Here is a 16836-nt window from a genome sequence, read left to right as displayed (position 1 = left end):
CCGTAGGTGTGAACAGTGATCATAGGCAGATATCTATGAAACTTGGGCATTTTGTCACGTTGACAAAGTGCCTGTCTTTATTTTATAATGAACAAAGAAGAGACAAGGGCGTTTTCATCAAGGCATGAGAACGCCCATTTTTATGCACAGCCCTGTGCAGAGGAAATATGTCGCTAAGGCGGCGCACGGGGCGCGCGGTGAGTAGGGGATAGGCTTTTCCCTACTCGATATATGCCGATTTAGGAGGAAGAATAGGATGAATCATTTTACAAAGCGGGATATTTTGAAAATGGCAAAGGAAGAGGATGTTGAGTTTATCCGCTTGCAGTTCACGGATATCTTCGGGACAATGAAGAATGTTGCCGTCACTACCAGCCAGTTAGAGAAGGCTCTGGATAATCAGGTCATGTTTGACGGCTCTTCCATTGAAGGGTTTGCCAGAGCCGAGGAGTCGGATATGTATTTGTACCCGGATACGGATACATTTGCCATATTCCCGTGGCGGCCGCAGCAAGGGAAGGTTGCGCGGCTGATCTGCGATGTATATAAGCCAGACGGGACGGTCTTTGAGAGTGACCCGCGGTATATCCTGAAAAAGGTGCTGTCGGAGGCAAAGGCTATGGGATATGATTTCCAGGTAGGGCCAGAATGCGAGTTCTTCCTGTTCCATACGGATGAGGACGGCAGGCCCACCACCCTTTCCCATGAGAGCGCTACGTATTTTGATTTGGGACCGCTGGATCTGGGGGAGAATGCACGCCGGGATATGGTGCTGACGCTGGAGGACATGGGATTCGTGATTGAGGCGTCCCATCACGAGGTGGCTCCTGCGCAGCATGAGATTGATTTCCAGTACGACGAGGCGCTAAAGACGGCGGATAATATCATGACGTTTAAACTGGTGGTGAAAACGATTGCGAAGCGCCACGGCCTTCACGCTACGTTTATGCCCAAGCCTAAGTTTGGGGTCAGCGGCTCGGGGATGCATATCAATATGTCCCTTAGCAGGGACGGGCTGAATGTGTTTTCGGACGGGGCGGATGAGAAGGGGCTGAGCCGGGAGGCGTACTATTTCATCGGCGGTTTGGTGAAACATATGAAAGCGATTAGTTTTATCACAAACCCTATTGTGAATTCATATAAAAGGCTGATACCGGGGTATGAGGCTCCCGTCTATATTGCATGGTCGGCCAAAAACCGCACGCCGCTGCTTAGAGTCCCGGCGGCGAGGGGGCTTGGTGCGCGGGTGGAACTTAGAAGCCCGGACCCGGCGGCGAATCCCTATCTTGCATTGGCGGTATGTCTGGCGGCGGGGCTTGACGGTATCAGGAATGAGATTGTGCCGCCTAAGAGTATTGACTGCAACATTTTTGAGATGACAGAGGAACAGCGCCGGGAGGCAGGAATCGAGGCGCTTCCGGGAAGCCTGCGGGAAGCGTCGGAGGAATTTGCCAAAGATGGCTATATCCAGGCCGTGTTGGGGGAGGATTTAGCGAGAAAATATATTCAGGCAAAAGAGAAGGAGTATGCGGATTACCGTACACAGGTCACAGATTGGGAAATCGGCAGATACCTGCATCGGATGTAGATGGTCAGGAGGGGTGAGCTTGGTTGGGATTATCGTTGTATTTCCCAGTAGAGAGAATGCGATTAGCATCCGTAACCTATTGGTGCGGTATGGGACAGATGTCACGGGAGTCTGCACGACGGGCGCTAAGGCTTTACAGTACGCCGATGCAGTGGATGAAGGAGTCGTGGTGTGCGGATATAAGATGAAGGATATGATGTTTACGGAACTGCGGGAATATTTGCCGGAAGAGTTTGAGATGCTTCTGATTGCCTCACCGGAGAAATGGACAGGGGAGGAGGCGGACGGGATGGTCTGTCTGCCTGTGCCCCTTAAAGTGTACGATCTTATCAATACGATGGAGATGCTGCTCAAATCTATTGAGCGAAGGCGCAGGAAGCGGAAAATGGAGAGGAAGGACCGCGGCCCGAAGCAGAGGGAAGTAATTGCCAAGGCAAAGAGGCTTTTGATGGATAGAAACCATATGTCGGAGGAGGAGGCGCACAGGTATTTACAGAAGTGCAGCATGGAAAGCGGGACGAATATGGCGGAGACCGCAGAAATGGTGTTGAGCGTGATGTCGGAGTAAGGTTTGCCGGATAAAAGCGTGTAGAAAAGGAGATAGGAAATGAAATTTACGAAAATGCAGGGATTGGGAAATGATTATGTGTATGTGAACTGTCTGGAGGAGCAGCTCGAAAATCCGTCGGAGATGGCAAAGTTTGTCAGTGACAGGCATTTCGGGATTGGTTCGGACGGGCTGATATTGATTCGTCCGTCTGATGCGGCTGATTTTGAGATGGAGATGTATAATGCAGATGGCTCTAGAGGCGAGATGTGCGGAAACGGAATCCGGTGTGTGGCAAAGTACGTCTACGATTATGGGCTGACCGATAAGACCAGTATTTCCGTGGAAACCCTTGGGGGAATTAAGTATCTTGAGCTGACGGTGGAGGATGGAATGGTTTCCCTTGTGCGGGTGGACATGGGAAGGCCAAAACTTGAAGCTGCTGAGGTTCCGATTCTCTGTGAGGCAGTGACAGAAGAGTGTGTCGTGGATGAGGACAGCGTACTTGGCGGCGGATATGCCGAGGATATCGTCAAAATTGGGGACTGCCGTAAGGTAATCAACGAGCCGATTGTGGTTGACGGGATGGAGTACCGGATTACGGGCGTTTCCATGGGAAATCCTCATGCGGTGGTCTTTCTGGAAGATGTGGAGGGACTGGAAATCGAGAAAATAGGCCCGAAGTTCGAGAATCATGAGAGATTTCCGAAACGCATCAATACAGAGTTTGTCCGGGTGATTGACCGGGAAACCATTGAGATGCGCGTGTGGGAGCGGGGATCCGGCGAGACGCTTGCATGCGGGACCGGTGCCTGCGCTGCGGCAGTGGCAAGCATCTTGAATGGGCTGGCAGAACGTAAGGTCACTGTGAAGCTGAGGGGCGGAGATTTGTTGGTGGAATGGGAAGAAGAGACGGGAAAAGTTTATATGACAGGACCGGCGGTCACGGTGTTTGAAGGAGAGTTGTATGTTTAAGATTAATGAAGATTATTTAAAATTACCGGGAAGTTATCTGTTTTCAACGATTGGAAGAAAGGTGGCAGCTTATCAGGAAGCGAATCCGGATAAGAGTATCATACGGCTTGGAATCGGGGATGTGACGCAGCCCTTGGCTCCGGCGATTATCGAAGCGCTACATGGCGCTGTGGATGAAATGGCGCACGCGGAGACATTTCACGGCTACGCGCCGGATTTGGGGTATGATTTTTTGCGAAATGCCATGGCAAAAAATGATTATCAGGACAGAGGGTGTGAGATAGGCGCGGATGAGATTTTTATTTCCGACGGGGCGAAATGCGACTCGGGAAATATTCAGGAAATTTTTGCCCGGGACAGTAAGATTGCGGTTTGCGACCCGGTGTATCCGGTGTATGTGGACACGAATGTAATGGCGGGGCGTACCGGGACATACGATGCTAAGCTGGGGACGTGGAGCGGCGTGATTTATATGCCGTGTACGAAGGAGACGGATTTTGCGCCAGAGCTTCCTAAGGAGACACCGGATATTATTTATCTGTGTTTTCCGAATAATCCCACCGGCTCTACGATTACAAAAAGCCAGCTTCAGGCGTGGGTGGATTATGCGAATCAATATGGGGCAGTCATTATCTATGATGCTGCCTATGAAGCTTATATTTCTGAGGAGGATGTGCCTCACAGTATCTATGAGTGCGACGGGGCGAGGACGTGTGCGGTGGAGCTGCGCAGTTTTTCCAAGAATGCCGGGTTTACGGGGGTACGTCTGGGGGCGACAGTTATTCCCAAGGATGTGAAGTGCGGGGATGTTACGCTGCATTCTCTCTGGGCAAGGCGGCATGGCACGAAGTATAACGGCGCACCTTACATCGTGCAGAAGGCGGGGGAGGCTGTGTATTCCCAAGCCGGGAAGGCGCAGTTAAAGAAGCAGGTGGATTATTATATGCAAAATGCCAGAGTAATCTATGAGGGGCTTAGGGACGCTGGGTATCATGTGTCCGGCGGTGTGAATGCGCCGTATATCTGGTTGGAGATTCCTAAGGGCATGACTTCGTGGGAGTTTTTTGACTGTCTGTTGGAGCGCGCCAATGTGGTAGGGACGCCGGGCTCTGGGTTTGGCCCTAATGGGGAAGGATACTTCCGTCTGACGGCATTTGGGTCTTATGAAAATACGGTGGCGGCGATTGAGCGGATACGGAAGATGTAGGAAAAAGAGTGGATGCAGCGGCTGCGGTCACAAAACAGACGGGAAGGGGTGGAAATGGGAAATTTAGAAAAAATTGAAAAAAAATAAAAAAAAGGGTTGATTTTTGGAAAAAACCTGATATAATATAATTTGTTCGCAGGAAGTGATGCGGATTGGTGTAACGGCAGCACAGCAGACTCTGACTCTGTTAGTAGAGGTTCAAATCCTCTATCCGTAGTTCCTTGGCAGGGGCGCTGGATGTCTTGTCGGACAAGGCATCCAGACACAAATTTATATTATCGGAGTGTGGCTCAGCTTGGTAGAGCGCTACGTTCGGGACGTAGAGGTCGCGTGTTCGAATCACGTCACTCCGATTTTTAGGTAGGATACCTCAAAGCCTTATATTTACTGGCTTTGAGGTGTTTTTATATTTTCAAAGTATATCCGAAAACTCTTTAAAATCTTCTATATTTTACCCGGTACTAAAAATGTTACTAAAAATCACTCAGCAAGCAATCTACCGGATGACTTTCCCGCAAACCCTTATGCAAACAGGTCTGCAGCGGCCAGGGATATCTGGCTTAAGTCATTATCACTTGCATTTAACCTCTGTCGTATAAAGTGGGAATATATATTCAAGGTCGTCTGGGCATCTGTGTGCCCCAACCAGTATTGAAGTTTCTTGATGTCCCACCCTTTGTTGATCAGTATGGATGCACAGCTATGTCTGAGATTGTGCAAAGTGATTTCTGGTCTGCCAAAAGCCTTCATTGCCTTTTTAAATAATTTGGATATGTAATCCGGGTTGTAGGTACGCCCGTCTTCCCAGGTAAAAACATAACCATCATAATTCTGATAATCAGACTGAAAGAACTCTTTATTTCGTAATTGTTCCTTTTCAATCTGACGAAGGCAGCTCTCTGCAGTGCCAAATAAGTTCAGAACACGTTTCCCGGCAACTGTTTTTGTCTCATCCTCGGCATTTACAGTTTTTACACGTACCACTGTATGTTTGATGCTGAGAGTCTTTTTCTCAAAATCAACAGCCGACCATTTTAATCCTAATATCTCAGAGCGTCTGAGACCATAATAGGCTCCCATAAAAGTAATTCCTAATAATCTGGGATAATTCTTTGAGATAAAATGCAAAAGCTCCGCGATCTCATCTTCTGTCATGAAATAAAATTCTTCACTGTATTCTTTATTCTTCCGACCATGAACATGAACGTCGTTGACCGGATTCACTCTTAATATCCCGTCAATTGTTGCCTGGGCAAATACAGCATAGAGGATATTCCGGTAATCCCTGACTGATCTGACTGATAAGGGCTCTGGCTCCTTTGTCTTTTGATTTATCTTTCCGTATTGCAGACAGTATTTAAAATATGTATCAAGGACTTTAGGCGTAATATCCAATAATTTGTAATGTTTCTCCTCAAAATACCTCTTAATGGCATGAATACGGAAAGTATATACCTCAAAAGTGGAATTCTTAATCTCAAATTTTCTGCCGGCAAGCCATATATCCAAGTAATCACAGAAGGATATATCAGGATTTACTGGAGAATCGTAGCCAAGCGGTAAATCTTCAAGATAAGCGTATTGTTCTAAAATCTGCTTTATCATTGCTTCTGCTTTTCGCTTATTATTCTTTACTTCAATCCCTGTTGAAATTGTTTTGGCTTTCCATTTGTTTGTTCTGGGATCCTTATAGCTTAAATTGATGTAATAAAAGGATTTCCCGGAGGATAAAGTTCTGGTTCTTAATGTCCCCGTCATTTATCTACGCTCCTTTCGTAAGACGGGTAGCTATTAGCTGTGTCTTATTATATCTGATAATACGGATGACTTCAATTACTTCCTTCAAGATAAGCAATAAGTGCATCTTTTCTGATTTTATAATTCCGGCCAACCTTACGGTACGGGATCTGGCCGCTCTGCAAAAGCTTGTAAGCAGTTTTACGCCCTATTCGCAAAACGGCGCATATGTCTTTGATTTCTAAGATATCTTGGTAGTTCTCTAGCATAAATACTCCCCTTTCAAAATGTGTATATAGTAGTTTTACATTTTTCCTGTTGAATCTCCAATCTTCCAAAAGCCAGTTCCTATGCCCTTTCCGGCCACGTAGCAGGCGTTACTCTGTAATCTTTAAGCTGCAGGCGCGCGTCCATGCACACTATCTACAGCACCTGGTATCAATCTCCTGAAAGATGTATGAAATTGTCAAGGTATGTGAAAGCACAAATAGGTCTTGATTATTTGTTTCTTCACTATAGTAATAGGGGATAAATTAGGAAGGTTGGAAAATTTTTGAAAAAAGTTAAAATAAATCAAGAAAAGATAAAAAGTCAAGAAAAACGGATTGCATGAAAGCAACCCGGTAAAATCCCTTATTTTTCTTTGTTAGATAATCGTTTTAAGAGAGGAATTATCGTCATCATATCATCTTCGTCTAACTGCTTTAGAAGGTAACAGGCTTTCTGGTACAGCGGAAGGTTGTGCAAATCCTCGTCAAAGAACTGGTGCGGTGTAATATCGAAGTACTGGCAGATTTCATAAAACTGGCTCATGGATGGCAGGGAACGGCCGGGGCTGATATTCTGGATATAGCTTTTGTTCTTCCCAAGATCCAGGCTCATCTGATATTCTGATACATTTTTCTTGATCCGCAGCTCTGTGATGCGGTCTGCCACATACTTTTTATCCATCTTCTACACCTCACAAATTCATTTTATCCTATTTGCTTATATAGAATTGCGGAATATAATAGTTATAAATGATATAATACAAGATATATGATTGATTATATCCGTACAGTATGGATATAATACATTTTGAGAAGAACTGGCGGAGAATGTTTATTTTTATAATTATCGGGGATATATTTGTTTAACGGATGGAGTTCCTGTAAAAGTTATATGATAGATTCTTTGTGATAAATCGTATGGTATGGATATAAAAGATGGAAGGAGTAGGAATTAATGAAGGTGATCGGAACTGTAAAAGAAATTGAGTGGTTAAAGCAAGCTGTACAGAATAACTGCGACCAATGCCCTTATCTGGAATTCTGCAGTGAGTCTGCAAAGCAGGATGACCGGCTGCATGGGAAGGTCCGGCATACATGTAAGGAATTTCTGGGGGAGACCATAGAATTTATTATAGAATAATATGTAGCACTGTATATTGTATATGTATAAGCAGACAAAACAATATATAGTTTAAATGAAATTGACATCATCTATATCTTGTGTTACTATACTGGTATAGTTGATTTTATGCATGCCCCTTGTGGGAACGCTTTTGGATTGTTAGAAATCCAAAAAGCACAGGACAGAAGAAAAGAAAATCTGTCTGGCATAAGCTGTTTATGTTTGTAAGGAGTGTCACCATACGCTGTTTCCGGCTTGTAGTGGCACTTTTTGTTTTTTAGGCTGGATTTGTCTCATTAACATATCAGCCAGTCAGTGTGGAATGAATGGAGAATATATCTCTGTTTCATTCCTTTTTTATTGCAATCATCCCTAAAAATGTCATAGACAAATTCTACGGATGAAGTTGCCAAAACTGGCCAGCGTGCCGTTTATGGATAAAAAATTAATTTAAGAAAGGTGGAAGAACACATGAATGACACAAGAATCTATGCGGACGCGTTTGAAACGACGTTTGCAAACCCAAAGGAAATGCTGGATTTTCTGGCAGAAAGAGCAAAGGCAGCCACATGGATTAGAAAGCCTACCAGGTCTCTCAGGCTGGTTCCAATCAGCCAGGAGGCAGAACGTATGGAGGCTTCTTCTACGGCAGACTGGGAGGAGATCCTGAAAGATACGGAAAAGAATACCCAACTGGCATTAAAAGTCAGAGGGGAAACTTACCCGGTACGGGACTGTGCCATTAAAACTATCCTGGATCGTGCAGGTATCTCCGGTGCTGGATTGCGGAAACTGGAAAAATCCAACTATGCAAAGGTAGTCAACCATTGTCTGAGAGTTGCAAAGGGAGATGCGCTGATCAAGATTGCGGATGGAAAGGTATCTGCCGTACACGGCGGGGACAGCCATGATTACAGCATCCTTGATATGCGCGCAGTCTTTGAGACTACCATGCAGTATCTCGACACAAATTTCAAAGGAAGCGCTTATATGGAAGGCTCCGGTGCCTTTGACCATTCCATCGTATCGGCGATGTGGGAGCTTGGGGGGAACCAGGAACTTCTGGATACTTACCGGACTGCCCTTGCCGACCATGGTATGACCAACAAGGTGATTGCGCCTGCAGTAAGGCTTACAACGTCAGATGTGGCGGCCAGCGGTGCGAACCTGTACCCGATGCTGTTATGCGACAGCGGGAACCGGACTATCAGCCTTGGAAGTCCGATCAAGCTGGCCCATACCGGAGGCGCAGACTTGGTACAATTTATGAACAATCTTCATATGCTTTGTTCTAGATATCAGAATGCAATTACGGATATGACGAAGCTAATGGATATTGAGATTCGGAATCCATTAAACTGTCTGAAACTTACAATGAAGCGTATCGGTGTTCGGAAGAAGCTGATCAATGAAGTGGCAGAAATGTTTGAGAGCCAAAACGGGACAGATCCCTGTACCGCCCATGACCTTTATTTTGCAATCAACGAGGCTTGCTTTTTCGCAGCCTGTGAAGGGATGCAGGGGTCTGGGATTATCAGCTTGGAGGAACAGGTTACCCGCGCACTGGCGCTGAACTGGAAAGAATATGACGTCAGCGGCGCAATTAAGTGGTAGTGCAGGTTTTAACAGCGGGCTCTAAACAGGTTACTGGCAAATAGTTTTGAGGAGGATTAAGATGAGCGAAACAAGTTTGAATATGAATTACGAACCAGAGGTTATTGTTGATACGGACACTCTCTCCCGTGAAGACTGGCTGTCTTACCGGAAGATTGGAATCGGGGGAAGTGATGTTGCTGCTATTATGGGGATTTCACCCTTTGCAACTATCCGCGACCTTTATAATGATAAACTCGGAATCGAACCTTTGATTGAGGAAGAAAGCAACTGGGTGGCAAAGGAAGTCGGGCACCGGCTGGAGGATCTGGTGGCGGAGATCTTCGCAAAGAAGACCGGGCTTACAGTATTTCCGGTGCGGAAGATGTTCCGGCATCCACTGTATCCGTTTATGTTGGCAGACGTGGATTTCTTTATTATCTTCCCGGATGGCTCGTATGGCATTTTAGAGTGTAAGACCTGCAATTACAATGCAAGGACCAAGTGGGAGGACGGAGGAATCCCGGATCATTACGTCCTACAGGTAAGGCATTACCTGTCCGTAATGAACATGGAGAAAGCCTATATTGCCTGCCTCTATGGAAACAATGAGAATGAATTTATCGTCCGTCCGATTGAGCGGGATATGATGGAGGAGGAAGAGATTATTGCGCAGGAAGAATATTTCTGGAAGGAATATGTGGAAAAGCAGGCAGAACCACCATATAATGGCAAGCCGGATTTGATCCTGGCGAGTATCCGGAAATACGGCGGATATGCCGACAAGGATCTTCCTGAGATTGAGATTCCAATGCATCATTCTGTTTATCTTGAAAAGTATCTTATCTTATCAGAAGAAAAATCCCAGCTGGAAAAACGGAAAAAGGAAATCGAGGCGATGCAGAGGGAGCTTAGTGTGCCGTTTGTCGAGCAGCTTGGCGCTTCCTGCAAGGCAGTCTTATCCGATGGTGTCAGGCGTTACCGGATTACTTACAATCCCACCAGGCGCACCCAGATTGGGAAGGACGCCATGGAAAAGCTGAAGGTCCAACATCCGGATATTTTTGAGGAATATACCAAAACCACAGAGAGCCGGACATTCCGGGTAAAGAAGGAGGCGGCATGATGTTAAGCGGGAAAAAAGCATATATCTGCTCTCCGCTTTCTGCCCCTGATGCGAAGGGAATCAGCCACAACATGGATATGGCAAGGTTTTATATGGAACGGATGCATGACCTTTACCATTGCCGATCCTTTGCCTCTCACGCGTATCTGCCCCTGATGTTAGATGATTCGATTCCGGAGGAACGGGAAATAGCCCTCCGGATCGGAATGGAGCTGATGGGTTTATGCGATATATTGATTATATGCGGCCGGCGTGTCAGTTCCGGCATGGCAGGGGAAGTCAGGGAAGCATTTGCGAAAGGGATGGCGGTTTACTGGTATGACAGTGAGAAGAAGCCTTTTGAACTCAGAGCCATAGAGAGTTGGAGGGAGGAATGGGATGCGGTGCAGGTTTGTAAATAAAATCTTCCAAAGTGAAGAGAACGGATTTACGGTCGCTGTTTATTCTACCCACGATGAGTCCGTCCCCCTTTTCGCCAGAAATAAATACCTGGAAAGCAGAAATATCATTGGTTTTACGGCGGTAGGTTACAACCTGCCGCTGACCAATACGATTGAACTGGAAATGGAAGGCGACTGGGAGAACGGAAGCCATGGACTGCAGCTGAAGGTGGATTCCTTTATGGAGATCGTGCCGCGGACAAAAGCAGGGATCATCGGATACCTTTCTTCCGGAGCCATCAAAGGCGTAAAGCAGAGAACGGCGGAGGCAATTTACCAGCAGTTCGGGCTGCAGACACTGGATGTAATAGAAAAATCTCCGGAAAAGCTTTTGGCTATCCGAGGAATTTCTGAACGGAAGTTAAGAGAAATCGTGGAATCTTATGGGCAGAACCAGGTATTTCGGGAGCTGATGACCTTTCTCGCTCCCTATAAGGTAACGCCGAAAAAGGTGAACATGATCCTGAAAACTTTCCATGAGGAATCTGTCCGTATCATCCAGAGCCGTCCCTATATGCTATGTGCAGTAAAAGGATTCGGATTTTTGACAGTGGATGCGATTGGCAGGCAATTATGCAGGGCATTGAATGATCCAATGCGTATTTCAGGATGTATCAGTTATATCCTGCATGAGGCTATAAAAGAAGGGCATCTGTATCTGAATCAGGAGACGCTTATGGATAAGACACTGACGTTACTGAATCAGGATCTGACGATTTCTGCCGTAACAGAACAGGATGTAAGCCGTGTGCTCTATCAACTTGTCATGCAGCAGAGCATCGTTATGGATAATGAGAAGGTATATATTTTCCAGCAATATGAGGAAGAACGCCTGACTGCGGTGATGATTGCAAAAAAGCTGCAGATGCCAAGACAGCCATTTCCGATTGAGTCTGAGCTTGATCAGGCGCAGCAGGTCTTAGGCATCACGCTGTCAGAACGCCAGAAACAGGCGGTAAGGATGGTATTTGAAAGTCCTTTAAGCATCATTACAGGCGGGCCCGGCACAGGAAAGACGACGGTTCTTAAGGTCATTCTTTATATCCATGGGCTAAAATGTAAGACTACGTTACAGCTGATGGCGCCTACCGGACGTGCGGCCAGGAGGATGGCGGAAAGCACCGGGAATGACGAGGCTTCTACTATGCATATGGCATTGGGGCTGCTGGGAGGAAGCGACTATAATCTGGGATTCCAGTATTTAGAAGCAGAATTCCTGAATGTGGACGAGGTGTCCATGGTGGACATGCATCTTGCCTATGAGTTCTTCAGCAGAGTAAAAGACCGTGCAAGGATACTTCTGTTAGGGGATGTAGACCAGCTTCCGTCTGTAGGAGCCGGGGATGTGTTCCGGCAGTTGATCGGCTGCGGTTTAATCCCGGTAACGGTACTGGATATGGTCTACCGGCAGGGCGCGTCAAGCAATATCCCGGTGAACGCAAAGCTGATCCAGCAGAACCGGACAAACCTGTATATGGGGGAAGATTTTGTATTTGTCCCATGTCAAGGAACAGAGCCGGCCGCAGAGATGGTAAAGAAGCTGTATCTGGAGGAAGTCGGAAAATATGGATTAGAGCAGGTGCAGATCCTGACCTCTTATCGTGTAAAGACTGCCGCTGGCGTGGTGGAATTAAACCGGACGCTGGAGGATCTGATCAATCCGCCTGGAGTTGGAAAGAATGAACTGACGATAGGAAAAGATGTGTTCCGAGTCGGTGATAAGATCCTGCAGAATAAGAATACGGAGCTGGTGAGCAATGGAGATATGGGAATTATCCAGGATATTTATGAAGATCAGGATAGGAACCCAAAGGTGCAGATTCAATTCTCGGAAAATCGGATGGTCCGATATGAAAGGGAACAGATGGAGATGGTAGAGCATGCAAATGCAATCACGATCCATAAATCCCAGGGTTCCGAATATCCGGTGGTGATCATTCCATGTATCAAGGCGTTTTACACCATGCTGAAGCGGAATATCCTCTACACAGCGATTACCAGGGCAAAATATAAGGTATATCTGGTAGGGGACTGGAACGCAGTGTGCCAGTCTATCCATACGGATGACAGCGGAAAACGCAACACGGTGCTGGGACAGAGGATTCAGGGATTTTATTATGTAGAACAGAAGCGGAAAGCAGAAGAAATGGAACAGCTGAAACTGGCTGTTTAGGGTAAGAGCAGAAAATTATTTTGAGAAAGCATTTGCTTTTGATCATGCTGATCTTACCAGCGGAGGCAGCTGCTGATCCTATGAATGCCGTAAATGTGGCTGGCAAAGTGACCTTTTTACAGAGTAAGGAGAATGAAAATGGAACAGAAAGAATTAGAATTTACAAAAGAAATGTTAGAACGCAATGACGTTTTAGATAATGCAGTATATAAGATGTGTCTTACATTTTTGCAATTTGAAGATGGTGAAAACTTAGATGTGAAATTTCCATGGGATATATCCATCCTGGGAGAGATAAGGGATTTGACCGTCGAGCTGTTGCGGGAAAAAGGGTATCCTGTGTGTGACCCTTGCATTGTATGTGATGAACCGAACCGATATTGCAACCTTGAGGAATGTTATATGCATAGTTGTAATTTACATCCATAGGAGGTACGAATGAAACTGATGATTTCTCTCATTTTAGGGATATATCTTATGAGGAAACACGGGATTGTGGAGATGATCTTGGTATCGTTAGGCATATTCCTGATCTTAGGTATGATATTCCGGTAATTATTAAAAAAGTATAAAAAACAAAAGAATTTTCCAATCTCACAGAAATGCAGACTATTACTCTTATGAAAGGGTATTGTCTGCATTTCGTTTCAACAAGGGAAATGAAAGGAGCAAACGAATGAAAGAAAAGTTATATGACCGCTCAGAGGCAGTTGCGGCATTGAACCGTGTGGAAGGTTTTAACCCGATGGAGCTTGCGAGGACACTCACAAAAGAGGGACAGGAGGATCAGTTATATCTGGATGTGAAATATCGGAAGCTGTGGTTCCGCCTTGTGCATCCATTGGGAAAGATTGTCAGCAGTATCCGAAGCTTTACGGAGAATATGGCAATCGTGGAAGCCAGGATCTATCTGGATAAATGTGACGCAGAGGAGAATTATATCGCCAATGCCTTTTCCCAGAAGTTCCGGACCAATGATCCGAATTTCGGAGATAAATTTCTGGAGATGGCGGAGACGGCTGCTGTAGGGCGTGCGCTCTCTGATGCCGGATTTGGTCTTCAGTTTGCCGATGTTGGGGAAGCCGATGATCCCATGCAGGTAGATGCGGGGATTCAGATTCCGGGAACGACGGCACAATCTCAGGGACAGGGAAATGATACTCCGCAGGGAGAAATGCCGTGGACCCCACAGATGCAGTCTGATATGCAGGGAGGACAGAATCCTCTGTCTGCTATGACAGGAAGTCCGAATATGCCGCGTGTTATGACAGGAAATCAAGGGCCAAGTGCAAACGCACAGAATCAGGGCGTACAGTCACAGCCTATGCCGCAGGGAAATGGCAATCCACAGTCCAGGGTGCCTGCACAATCAAACAATATGATGAACCAGTTTTACCAGCAGGCACAGGAAAAAGGAGCGACCATAGGGCAGAATCCTGCCGGGACACCTCAGATGCAGAATGGTTTTGTAAGCCAGAACCAACAGGCAAACCAGATGCCGCAAACACAGGGCAGTCCTCAGAATCCCAGTCAGTATTCTCCCGCTGCTTCCTTGGATGAATCACTTCCGGTAGATGAACTGGTGCAGCGCATGACGTATGAACAGGCTGCACAGGTAGTGATTAACGGGAACGGGAAGTTTGGCGGTAAGACGATGGGACAGGTTGCGGTGGAAAGTCCGAAGAATCTGGAATGGTTCGCACAGAGTTATTCCGGGAAAAACCATCTGATTCCAGCTGCGGCCAGAGTCCTTTTAAATGCGGCTATGCAAATGGCTGGTTAGCCAGAAAAACGATACCTTTCTAAATTGAAAAACAGTTATCAGAGTGATTCCGAAAAGTTCTATTTAATGACAGCTTGTTCTATTAGGGTAACTTTATCTGTTGAAGCTGAGTTTAGAACTTCCGGAAAGCTCTGGTAACGAGAGGAGGCGTGTTTATGCATGTATGATATGTCTGGGTTTGGCTATGACATCCGGGATGTGGTGCGGGTGCTGAATCTTACCGTCCGTCGCAAAAATGGACGGTCTTATGATGTGGACTGTCCATTTTGCAACCACAAGACGGGGAAGCTGAACATCAATATTGAAAAAAATGTTTTCCGTTGTAATTATTGCGATGCGCGCGGCGGGATGCTGGATCTGTATTCCAAGTTGTATAACATCACAAAGACGGAGGCAAACCAGCAGATCCGTGAGGCATTGAATCTCGGACAGTATCGGGATGATTACCAAAGGCTGGTAAAACAGGAAAGAGATTTGGAACCACCAGCACCGGTAAACAGCGAACGGGCTTCAGATGTGGAAATCGACCAGACCTATTCCCAGATGCTTTCCATGCTTACATTATCGCGGAAGCATCAGGAAGATCTGCAAAGACGCGGATTAACACCGGAGCAGATTGTAGCCCAGAGATATCGGAGTGTTCCGTTATTTGGAATCAAAAAGCTGGTGGAACGGTTGGCAGACAAGGGATGTACGCTGAAAGGAGTGCCTGGTTTCTATCAAGGTGAAGATGGAGCTTGTATCCATTTTTCAGCCAAAAACTCTGGAATTCTAATCCCAATCCTGTCTATAAAAGGATTGATACAGGGATTCCAGATCCGGCTTGATTTTGTGACGGATTCCAGGAAATATATCTGGCTTTCCAGCTCAAACTATCAGATGGGCGTCTCTTCTGGCAGCCCAGTGCATGTGATTGGAAATCTGGATGCCGAAACAATGTATGTGACGGAAGGGGCATTGAAAGGAACGATTGCCCACTATCTGTCAGGGGATACATTCTTATGTGCGCCGGGTGTCAATCAGTACCGGAGCCTTCATCCTGTGTTGAAAAGTATTTCAAAGAGAAATCTGAAGCTAGTTTGTGAGGCTTACGACATGGATAAGAAGATGCGGGTGAACTGTGACGGACATCATAAAAAATGCGGGGAATGCCTGGATGCCGGTGTACATGACTACTGCCCTTTTAAGGCGAAAAAGAGGGAAATCATACAGAATGGCTGTAAGAAACTCTACGAAGGCTGCAGAAGCCTCTCCCTGCCGGTCCAGAGGATGATCTGGGATATGGATGAAAGGGGTGAATGGCGCGGCAGGATAAAAGGAATTGATGATTTTTATTATGCCACCAGAAGAAATGTGGCGAAACAACTAAACAGGAGTATTTGAAAATTACATAAGCCAGAGGATACAACACTCTGGCTTTTCCGTAGAAAATATAGGAAAGCGCGCTTTTAGAAGCAGGAGGAAATAATACATGAGAAAAAAGAAAGATTATGCATCTTTGATTTTACTGTTTACTTCGCTTGCAGTCTTTGTATTTGCAGCATGGAAATTGTTTGGCATTTATGCAGAATATCATCAAGGAACGGAAACATATGAGGAATTACAGGATTATGTGCAAGAGCCAAAGGAAAAAGACAATCCTTCAACATCAAGAGATAACTCTTCAGAAGACGAGACAGCGGATGCCGGAAACGGCTATCTGCAAGTAGATTTTGCAGGGCTTAAGAAAGTGAACCCGGATGTCATAGCATGGATTCAGATTCCGGCGTTGGATATCAGTTATCCAGTAGTACAGGGGAAGGACAATTACTATTATCTGCACCATATGTTTGACGGTCAGGAAAATAAAAATGGGAGTATCTTTGCGGATTATCATAATCAGCCGGACTTTTCAGACAGCAATACCATTGTTTATGGCCATAATCTGCAAAACGGCAGTATGTTCGGTACGCTTGACCGTTATCAGGAGAAAAGCCTGTACCAAGAGTATCCATGCTTTTATATCTATATTCCGGGATCTGTACTGGAATATCAGGTTATATCCTGTTATGCAGGCCGGAACGGAAGCGCCGGATATACCTATTCATTTCCAGAACCGGGGGATTTTCAGAAGTTCGTGGATAAGGTACTCTCCTATTCTGGATATGATACGGGAGCAGCGGTAACAGATTCAGACCATATCGTGACACTTTCGACCTGTGTGAATACAGATCGGAATTACCGTTATCTGGTCCATGGGAAACTGGTACAGAAAATCCAGAATTAAAAAGGAGAA

At 45.9% G+C, this 16836-nt stretch carries 16 protein-coding genes and 2 tRNA genes; 15 read left to right on the top strand and 3 right to left on the bottom strand.

Annotated elements, in window-relative coordinates:
- Positions 1 to 256: 256 nt before the first annotated feature.
- The 6 genes from glnA (at position 257) to AC6I3O_RS21150 (ending at position 4670) form a co-directional block, all read left to right on the top strand.
- Positions 257 to 1588: a type I glutamate--ammonia ligase gene (glnA, locus tag AC6I3O_RS21175; RefSeq protein WP_497852569.1), complete on the top strand. Its 1332-nt coding sequence runs from the start codon at positions 257 to 259 to the stop codon at positions 1586 to 1588.
- Positions 1589 to 1607: 19 nt separating this feature from the next.
- The gene (locus AC6I3O_RS21170) at positions 1608 to 2156 is read left to right on the top strand and encodes an ANTAR domain-containing response regulator (RefSeq protein WP_497852568.1); all 549 of its coding nucleotides are present in this window, start codon (positions 1608 to 1610) and stop codon (positions 2154 to 2156) included.
- Positions 2157 to 2195: 39 nt separating this feature from the next.
- On the top strand, positions 2196 to 3110 hold the full coding sequence (gene dapF / locus AC6I3O_RS21165) for a diaminopimelate epimerase (protein WP_497852567.1): 915 nt from the start codon (positions 2196 to 2198) through the stop codon (positions 3108 to 3110).
- A complete protein-coding gene (locus AC6I3O_RS21160; protein WP_497852566.1) occupies positions 3103 to 4317 on the top strand; it encodes an LL-diaminopimelate aminotransferase in 1215 nt (404 codons plus the stop codon). Before dapF ends, AC6I3O_RS21160 begins: the two co-directional genes overlap by 8 nt.
- 146 nt (positions 4318 to 4463) lie before the next feature.
- Positions 4464 to 4534, top strand: a tRNA-Gln gene (locus AC6I3O_RS21155).
- 62 nt (positions 4535 to 4596) lie between these two features.
- Positions 4597 to 4670, top strand: a tRNA-Pro gene (locus AC6I3O_RS21150).
- Positions 4671 to 4839: 169 nt separating this feature from the next.
- Here AC6I3O_RS21150 and AC6I3O_RS21145 read toward each other — a convergent pair.
- The 3 genes from AC6I3O_RS21145 to AC6I3O_RS21135 form a co-directional block, all read right to left on the bottom strand.
- A complete protein-coding gene (locus tag AC6I3O_RS21145) occupies positions 4840 to 6075 on the bottom strand; it encodes a tyrosine-type recombinase/integrase (protein WP_286153033.1) in 1236 nt (411 codons plus the stop codon).
- Between the two features lie 71 nt (positions 6076 to 6146).
- Positions 6147 to 6323: a helix-turn-helix domain-containing protein gene (locus AC6I3O_RS21140; protein ID WP_286153034.1), complete on the bottom strand. Its 177-nt coding sequence runs from the start codon at positions 6321 to 6323 to the stop codon at positions 6147 to 6149.
- Positions 6324 to 6687: 364 nt separating this feature from the next.
- On the bottom strand, positions 6688 to 7005 hold the full coding sequence (locus AC6I3O_RS21135) for a helix-turn-helix domain-containing protein (RefSeq protein WP_497852565.1): 318 nt from the start codon (positions 7003 to 7005) through the stop codon (positions 6688 to 6690).
- 273 nt (positions 7006 to 7278) lie between these two features.
- Here AC6I3O_RS21135 and AC6I3O_RS21130 point away from each other — a divergent pair, with 273 nt between their 5' ends.
- From AC6I3O_RS21130 to srtB, 9 genes are all read left to right on the top strand, one after another.
- Entirely contained in the window at positions 7279 to 7464 is a 186-nt protein-coding gene (locus AC6I3O_RS21130) for a 2-ketoisovalerate ferredoxin oxidoreductase (protein WP_286153036.1), read from the top strand.
- 453 nt (positions 7465 to 7917) lie between these two features.
- Entirely contained in the window at positions 7918 to 9060 is a 1143-nt protein-coding gene (locus AC6I3O_RS21125; protein WP_497852564.1) for a transposase, read from the top strand.
- Between the two features lie 61 nt (positions 9061 to 9121).
- Positions 9122 to 10165, top strand: a complete 1044-nt coding sequence (locus tag AC6I3O_RS21120) for a YqaJ viral recombinase family nuclease (protein ID WP_497852563.1) — start codon at positions 9122 to 9124, stop codon at positions 10163 to 10165.
- Positions 10165 to 10566, top strand: a complete 402-nt coding sequence (locus AC6I3O_RS21115) for a DUF7768 domain-containing protein (RefSeq protein WP_286153039.1) — start codon at positions 10165 to 10167, stop codon at positions 10564 to 10566. Before AC6I3O_RS21120 ends, AC6I3O_RS21115 begins: the two co-directional genes overlap by 1 nt.
- Entirely contained in the window at positions 10544 to 12778 is a 2235-nt protein-coding gene (gene recD2, locus AC6I3O_RS21110) for an SF1B family DNA helicase RecD2 (protein ID WP_497852562.1), read from the top strand. Before AC6I3O_RS21115 ends, recD2 begins: the two co-directional genes overlap by 23 nt.
- Positions 12779 to 12916: 138 nt before the next feature.
- Positions 12917 to 13207: a PLC family EF-hand domain-containing protein gene (locus AC6I3O_RS21105; protein WP_497852561.1), complete on the top strand. Its 291-nt coding sequence runs from the start codon at positions 12917 to 12919 to the stop codon at positions 13205 to 13207.
- Between the two features lie 247 nt (positions 13208 to 13454).
- Entirely contained in the window at positions 13455 to 14561 is a 1107-nt protein-coding gene (locus AC6I3O_RS21100) for a hypothetical protein (protein ID WP_497852560.1), read from the top strand.
- Positions 14562 to 14720: 159 nt separating this feature from the next.
- Complete coding sequence (locus tag AC6I3O_RS21095) at positions 14721 to 15944, top strand: CHC2 zinc finger domain-containing protein (protein ID WP_497852559.1); 1224 nt, start codon at positions 14721 to 14723, stop codon at positions 15942 to 15944.
- Positions 15945 to 16032: 88 nt separating this feature from the next.
- Complete coding sequence (gene srtB / locus AC6I3O_RS21090) at positions 16033 to 16827, top strand: class B sortase (protein ID WP_497852558.1); 795 nt, start codon at positions 16033 to 16035, stop codon at positions 16825 to 16827.
- The last annotated feature ends 9 nt before the right edge of the window (positions 16828 to 16836 follow it).

The sequence above is a fragment of the Sporofaciens sp. St.21A7 genome, assembly GCF_059728535.1.
Note: the sequence above shows the minus strand (reverse complement) of the source record. Positions and strands in the feature narration are given on the sequence as shown.